Annotated in this window: 2 protein-coding genes and 1 pseudogene; 2 read left to right on the top strand and 1 reads right to left on the bottom strand. The window is 35.5% G+C overall.

Annotation, left to right across the window (positions count from 1 at the left end):
- Positions 1–304: 304 nt before the first annotated feature.
- Complete coding sequence (locus O9332_RS15810; RefSeq protein WP_002757357.1) at positions 305–427, bottom strand: hypothetical protein; 123 nt, start codon at positions 425–427, stop codon at positions 305–307.
- Positions 428–443: 16 nt separating this feature from the next.
- Between O9332_RS15810 and O9332_RS15805 the strand changes: the two genes are divergently transcribed.
- Both O9332_RS15805 and O9332_RS15800 read left to right on the top strand, forming a co-directional pair.
- A complete protein-coding gene (locus O9332_RS15805; RefSeq protein WP_002757355.1) occupies positions 444–641 on the top strand; it encodes a hypothetical protein in 198 nt (65 codons plus the stop codon).
- Positions 642–748: 107 nt separating this feature from the next.
- A pseudogene (locus tag O9332_RS15800) lies at positions 749–1603 on the top strand (ATP-binding protein); the annotation flags it as partial.
- Positions 1604–1748 lie beyond the last annotated feature (145 nt).

The raw sequence follows: 1748 nt of genomic DNA, 5'->3' as shown, positions 1-1748 counted from the left end.
CCTTATATAGAAAGGCATTTAGCGATTTTTGTCAATTGTTTTTTATCTAGAGCGAACTAATCAATTAAGTCTCTTGCCAGATAAGGATTTAGTCGATTTATGCCCCCCTATCGAACCATAACAAGTAACGAAGAGCCGAATGAATAATAATCAATTAAACGGTCTATTTACAGATTTTATGTAATTTAATCCTTGTTTTTGCCGTTTTTGAAGCCTCAAAAATTAATTATGCAAGAGGTTTATTAAATGCCACTTTTAATAACCAGATTTAGTATCACTACCTATGAGCAAACGTAAAATCAGCCTACCATTCCTCTACATAACAATAATTGATCATAATCAAGCATAACAAAGTATTGCCGAGCATCACCTCTTCCTTACTGCCATGACAAACCACACCAAAATCATCTAAAATTAAAATGTCCACTAAATAATAAAATTCTATGACTCGCTGGTTTAATATTGCCGGTCCCTGTTCCAACGATATCCACTATATGCTCTCTCCCACAGTACGATTACTAGATTTAGAGGAGCTAATTCAACAACGTAGTTACTTTGTCCTACACGCACCACGACAAACAGGGAAAACCACCGCTATGTTAGCCCTAGCAAAACAACTGGCTCTTCTCGACTTTGTGTGATAATTTTTGCTTATAGAATCGTGAAATATTTACTGGGAAAGACTTTTAGGAGTATTTTGCTGAAGAAACTATCAGTATAGACCCCGTTTCCACACAGAAACCAGAAGAGCCAACAACTTACCGATAGAGGAAATTATGCCGCAGTCATGGTATCAGTGGAAGTAGGAAGTCCATTTAATCATGATCCTACTGCCGCAGAATTAGCAATTTTAGGAACTTGGTATAATACAATTCAAGATAGTTTACCGACCGAATTACAACCACCTGTTAAACAATGGCAACAGGAAGAACCAGGAAATAGAATTAAGGCTTTTTTAAGAGGTTGGGCAAAAGCTATCAATCGTCCCATAGTATTATTTATAGATGAAATTGACTCTTTACAAGACCAAACATTAATATCAGTTTTACGACAGTTAAGAGATGGTTTTCCTAACCGTCCTGAAAATTTTCCCTCATCAGTAGGATTAATTGGTTTACGAGATGTGCGAGATTATAAAGTAGCATCTGGTGGTAGTGATAGATTAAAGACATCTAGTCCTTTTAATATCAAAGTGGCTTCTCTGACTATGCGAAATTTTAATCTTGCAGAAGTGGGAGAATTATATCAACAACATACAGCAGCAACTGGACAAATTTTCACACCAGAAGCAATAGAAACAGCATTTTATTTAACTCAAGGACAACCTTGGTTAGTCAATGCTTTAGCTAAAGAAATTGTAGAAAAAATGGCGAAAGATAGAAGTATTACTATTACTAAGGAACACATTTTAACAGCCAAAGAAATATTAATTGCACGTCAAGATACTCACTTAGATAGTTTAGCGGAAAGATTAAGAGAACCAAGAATTCAAGCCATTATTGAACCGATGTTAGCAGGTTTAGAATTAGGGAATATACCTAATGATGATATTCAATTTGTCATTGATTTAGGATTATGTAAAATGCACCCCTATGGAGGTTTAACTAGGTTCTTCGGTTTTTGTTATGCAATGGACGGGGGTTATAAGGGATGGAACCCTTATATAGAAAGGCATTTGGCGATTTTTGTCAATTATTTTTGCTCTAGAGCGAACTAATCAATTAAGTCTCTTGCCAGATAAGGATTTA

This window comes from Microcystis sp. LE19-10.1B (assembly GCF_027530565.1).
In the GTDB taxonomy this organism is placed as follows: domain Bacteria; phylum Cyanobacteriota; class Cyanobacteriia; order Cyanobacteriales; family Microcystaceae; genus Microcystis; species Microcystis aeruginosa.
This window is presented reverse-complemented; position numbering and strand designations above follow the sequence as displayed.